Genomic DNA, 4,820 nt, shown 5'->3' with positions numbered 1-4,820 from the left:
CCACAGGCTTGGGCGGCAGCGGCGCGCGAGCGGCCGGCTTGCCGGGCGGCAGGGGCGCAGCGGCCGAAAGCTTGGAGGCCTCGGCGCGGGCGGCCTCGGCGGCGGCGCGGGCCGCGGCGGCCTCGGCCTGGGCGGCGGCGGCGGCGCGTTCGGTCGCGGCGGCGGCCTCGTGGGCGGCGGCGTCGCGACGGGCCTGTTCGGCGGCCGCGGCGGCGGCGCGTTCGGCCTGGGCTTGTGTAGCCAGTTCGATGGCGCGGCGACGGGCTTCCTGTTCCTCACCCGACAGCGAGCCGCCGGCGGGTTGGGGGCGAGGGGCCATCGGACGCGGAGCCTGAGCCTGTGGGGCCGGGCCATCGGTGCGTGGGCGTGCGACGTCAAAGCCCTGGGCGCGACCGCCGACTGGGGCACCTGGGCGGCGCTTGGTCTCGACCACCACCGTCTTGGTCCGGCCATGGCTGAAGCTCTGGCGCACGGTGCCGGTCGAAACCGATCCCACGGCGCGCGGCTTCAGGCTCAGCGGCGCGCGCGGTCCCGTCGCCGAAGGGGTTCCGGTCGGGGCTGTCGGCTGCTGGCCGTCGTTGGTCTTGTCGTTCTCGTCGCTCATCCGGTCGCTTTTACTCGTGGCGGGGAAGTCCGCCTCATCTTGAAATCGTCACGCCAAACACAAAAAGCCGTGCGCTGCTCCGCGCCCTTTTCAGGACCCGGAACCTCGCCCGCCAAAAGCCCCGGGGGGCTCATGTCCAGGGTCTTCGTCTGACCCGCTCGCAGCGGTCCCGCCACCGTCCGAAGACGGGGGACCGTGACCGGTTTCGGTGCCGTGCTGCGGCCCGTCCTGGTCCCACTCCGATGGTCGGAGCGGTCTGAAACCCGCCAGTCGCTCGACCTCGACGGTCCAGCGATCGGCCCTGCCGCCATGCAGCAGGACGGCGTGTATCGCATTTTCCAGCCCAAGGGCCAAACTCAAATCGTCCGCGCTGAACATCCCGCAGACTTTCGCGGTCTGGTGGCGGGCCAGGGCCAGGAGTTTTCCGCGCCCGTCGGACGACCCGTCCGAGGCCTCGATGACCCAGGCGGCCTTGCCGGCGCGGATCGCGGCGGCCGCTTTCTCGAAGCCGGAGATAAGCACGCCTTCGCGTCGGGCAAGACCCAACTGGTCCAGACAACGCCGGAACAGCAGGGTTTCGACCGTCGCGGCCAGGTCGGCCGAGGCGTTGAGCTTTGTCTTGGCCGAGCGCGAGAACAGGTTCTTCTTCGACGCCATCTCGATCGAGGCGCGGTCGGCGGCGACCCACATGCCGCGTCCGGGCAGTTTCCTGCCCAGGTCGGGAGCGACCGAACCGTCCGGAGCGGCGACGAAGCGGATCAGGCGAGATTCGTCCATGACCTGGTGCGTGACCAGGTCGCGGCGCTCTCTATCCGATGTCGCGTCTCGCAGGCTCATGGACGGTCCGGGTCTCCATCACGCGTTCTGGGGCTGGTCGGCGTCGTCGGCGGCGGCCTCGACGTCAGCGTCAGCCTCCGCTTCAGGCGCTTCACCGAAGACGGCCTCGGGGTCGTATTCACCCTCGGCGTACTCTTCCTCGTATTCCGGCTCGGGCTGCGGCAGTTCCGAGGCGTCGATCCAGCCGGCCGCGACGCGGGCCTGAAGGATCAGCATCTCGGCGTCTTCCTGGGCCAGATTGAAGCTTTCCAGCACGCCGGGGACCTTGACCCGTTCGCCGTTCTTCATCTCGTAGCCGCCACGGATTTCGTCGGTGGCCAGGTCCGCCAGATCCTCGACCGTCTTCACCCCGCCTTCGCCGAGCGCGACGGCGATGGCACCGGTGACGCCCGGAACGGCCATGACCTCGTCCAGCACGCCCAGCTCGACGCGCTTGGCGTCCAGGATGGCGGCCTGACGGTCCAGGAAGTCGCGGGCGCGAGCCTGCAGTTCCTCGGCGGTGTCCTCGTCGAAGCCCTCGATCTCGGCGACTTCGTAGTTGTCGACGAAGGCCAGATCCTCGACGGTCGCGAAGCCTTCGGTGACCAGCAGCTGGGCGATGACTTCGTCAACGTCCAGGGCTTCCTGGAACAGCAGGGTGCGTTCGCTGAACTCGCGCTGGCGACGCTCGGAATCCTGAGATTCCGTGATGATGTCGATCTGCCAGCCGGTCAGCTGGGAGGCCAGGCGCACGTTCTGGCCGCGACGGCCGATGGCCAGCGACAGCTGCTCGTCGGGCACCACGACTTCGACGCGGTCGGCTTCTTCATCGAGCACGACCTTGGAGACTTCGGCGGGAGCGAGCGCATTCACGATGAAGGTCGGCTCATCCGGGTTCCACTGGATGATGTCGATCTTCTCGCCCTGCAGCTCGGCGACGACCGCCTGAACCCGCGAGCCGCGCATGCCGACGCAGGCGCCGACGGGGTCGATGGAGGAGTCGTTCGACAGCACGGCCATCTTGGCGCGCGAACCGGCGTCGCGGGCGGCGGCGCGGATCTCGATCACGCCGTCATAGACCTCCGGCACTTCCTGGGCGAACAGCTTGGCCATGAAGCCGGGGTGAGCGCGCGACAGCATGATCTGCGGACCCTTGGCCTCGGGCCGGACGTCATAGATGTAGGTGCGGATCCGGTCGCCGATGTTGAAGATTTCGCGCGGGATCGACTGATCGCGGCGCATGATGCCCTCGCCCCGGCCCAGATCGACGATGGTGTTGCCGTATTCGACGCGCTTGACGGTGCCGTTGACGATCTCGCCGACGCGGTCCTTGAACTCTTCGTACTGGTTGGCGCGCTCGGCGTCGCGAACCTTTCCGGTGATGACCTGGCGGGCCATCTGGGTCTGGACCCGGCCGAACTCGAACGGCGGCAGGTCCTCGACATACTCCTTGCCGACCACGGCTTCCGGATCGCGCTTGGAAGCGTCGGTCAGGCGGACCATGGCGCTGTCGTTGAACTCTTCCAGCTCGTCTTCCGGCATCCAGTCGTCCTCGACGATGGTGACGTGACGGGTCAGGGCCAGTTCGCCGGTCTTGGGATCGATCTTGGCGCGGATGTCGTGGTGGGCACCGTAACGCGACTTGGCCCCCTTCTGGATGGCTTCTTCCAGGGCCTCGACGACGATCTCGCGGTCGATGTTCTTCTCCTGGGCGACCGCGTTGGCGATCTGCAGAAGTTCCAGGCGATTGGCGGAAATACCGGTGACGGCCATCAGGCTTTGTCCTCAGGAGTGGTGGTCGTGTTCGTGTCTTGGTCTTCGGGCGCCGCTTCCGGCAGTCCGTCGTCTTCGGGTTCGCCGCGCTGGGCGCGCAGTTCGGCCCCGCGCTTGATCAGGGCGTCGCTCATCACGAGCTTGGCGTCCACGATCCAGTCAAACGGTATCAGGGCGGTGTCGGCCTCGCCGTCCAGGTCGATGGCGACCATGTCGGTCCCCGCCTCGTCCTTGTCCAGGCCGGCCAGGACGCCCTTGAAGCGCTTCCTGCCCTCGATCATCCGATCCGCTTCCATCCGCGCCTCGAAACCCTCGAACAGGTCGAAGTCGATCAGACGGGTCAGGGGACGGTCGATGCCGGGCGACGAGACTTCCAGCAGATATTCGCCCGGGATCGGATCGGCGGCATCGAAAACCTCCGACACCGCGCGGCTCAGACGTGCGCATTCCTCGACCGAGATGTCGTGATCGCTGGGCCGCTCGGCCATGATCTGCAACCGCTGACGCAGCGTCCCGCCCATCAGCCGGACGCGCACGATCGCCAGACCGAGCGACTCCGCGATGGGGTCGATCAGCTCGATCAACTGGCGGTCCTGGACGGTCTTGGCGCGCAAGGGCGGTTTCAACTCAACAAAAAAGCGGCGGGCCCCTCGGCCGCCGCTTGGAAACGCGGCGCCGTCGGACGCCGGTGTCTAACGATGTGGGACGCCCTATAGACCCGCTGAAAGGGGTTGTCAGCCCTGTTTGTCGTCGTCGAGGTAGAAGGCCTCATAGTCGCGGCCGTAGGAGAAGATGTTCATGATCTCGACGTGGTCGTGATGAACACGATACGCGATCAGGACCCGCTTCTCGAAAACGACGGTTCTCAGCCCGGGAAAGAGGTCGTCTCGCCGTTGGCCTGCGTAGGGCAGGTCGCCGATGGCTTCACACTTGTTTCTCAGGCGCTTTATGTAGTTGTCGATCGTCGAAAAGCCGGCTCCATTCAGAACCAGCCATTCCTCCAGAAGGGCGATCTCCAGCGGCGAGTCTGGCCCGTAGAGGACCTCAAGCCGCTTCATCGATCATCAGATGTTTGAGCCTGGCCTCGCGTGTCCGCTCAAGGCGACCGAAGACTTCATCGGCAGTCAGCCGGGGTCTCGTGTCCTCTGCCGAGGCCTTCAGCCGCGCCCTGATAGCCGCCAGTCGCTCGGCGCGTTCCTCGCGGGCGTCGCGCCACATCCGCACGGCGTCGCGCAGCGCCTCGCTGGTCGAAGCGAACTCGCCGGCGGCGACGCTGGCCTCCAGGTCGCGCACCATGGCGGCGGTGAGGGTGACGCTGAGCTTCTCGGCGGCGGCCATGACGGACTCCTGTGGTAGGATTTTATCCTACCACAGTCACCGCTGACTGTCAGCCGGCTAAGCCGGCACGCCCATATAGTCGCGCTTGCCGATCTCGACGCCCGCCGCGCGCAGCAGGGCATAGGCCGTGGTGACGTGGAAATAGAAGTTCGGCAGGGCGAAGCCGGTCAGGTAGCCGGCGCCCTTGAAGTCGAACTGGCCGTTGGGGAATTTCAGCACCACGTCGCGATCTTCGGCGCCGGCAAAGGCCTCGCGCGGCACGGATTCGATGAAGGCGATCGACAGGGCG

The 4,820-nt window shown here is 67.0% G+C and carries 6 protein-coding genes and 1 pseudogene; all 7 read right to left on the bottom strand.

The genetic code is table 11. The features are described 5' to 3' along the window. Positions 1-604: translation initiation factor IF-2 associated domain-containing protein (locus JHC99_RS17495; protein ID WP_292155942.1), on the bottom strand; the 604-nt coding region annotated here is incomplete at its 3' end. Positions 605-835: 231 nt separating this feature from the next. Next, positions 836-1,441: pseudogene (locus tag JHC99_RS17490) on the bottom strand (RNA-binding protein); the annotation flags it as partial. A gap of 18 nt (positions 1,442-1,459) precedes the next feature. After that, positions 1,460-3,193, bottom strand: a complete 1,734-nt coding sequence (gene nusA / locus JHC99_RS17485; protein WP_292155941.1) for a transcription termination factor NusA — start codon at positions 3,191-3,193, stop codon at positions 1,460-1,462. After that, on the bottom strand, positions 3,193-3,807 hold the full coding sequence (rimP, locus tag JHC99_RS17480; RefSeq protein WP_292155939.1) for a ribosome maturation factor RimP: 615 nt from the start codon (positions 3,805-3,807) through the stop codon (positions 3,193-3,195). The genes nusA and rimP overlap by 1 nt, the downstream gene beginning before the upstream one ends. Positions 3,808-3,927: 120 nt before the next feature. Further along, positions 3,928-4,251: a type II toxin-antitoxin system RelE/ParE family toxin gene (locus JHC99_RS17475; protein ID WP_292155938.1), complete on the bottom strand. Its 324-nt coding sequence runs from the start codon at positions 4,249-4,251 to the stop codon at positions 3,928-3,930. Further along, positions 4,238-4,531 (bottom strand): ribbon-helix-helix protein, CopG family, encoded by a 294-nt coding sequence (locus tag JHC99_RS17470; RefSeq protein ID WP_292155937.1) that lies wholly within the window; start codon positions 4,529-4,531, stop codon positions 4,238-4,240. Before JHC99_RS17470 ends, JHC99_RS17475 begins: the two co-directional genes overlap by 14 nt. Before the next feature lie 57 nt (positions 4,532-4,588). Then, on the bottom strand, positions 4,589-4,820 hold a 232-nt coding region (locus tag JHC99_RS17465; RefSeq protein ID WP_292155936.1), incomplete at its 5' end, for a DUF1993 family protein.

The organism is Brevundimonas sp. (assembly GCF_016463485.1).
GTDB lineage: Bacteria > Pseudomonadota > Alphaproteobacteria > Caulobacterales > Caulobacteraceae > Brevundimonas.
This window is presented reverse-complemented; position numbering and strand designations above follow the sequence as displayed.

Excerpts from the sequence above, each read along its gene's own strand:
- JHC99_RS17475 (WP_292155938.1), bottom strand. The coding sequence starts at position 4,251 with ATGAAGCGGCTTGAGGTCCTCTACGGGCCAGACTCGCCGCTGGAGATC.
- nusA (WP_292155941.1), bottom strand. The coding sequence starts at position 3,193 with ATGGCCGTCACCGGTATTTCCGCCAATCGCCTGGAACTTCTGCAGATC.
- JHC99_RS17470 (WP_292155937.1), bottom strand. The coding sequence starts at position 4,531 with ATGGCCGCCGCCGAGAAGCTCAGCGTCACCCTCACCGCCGCCATGGTG.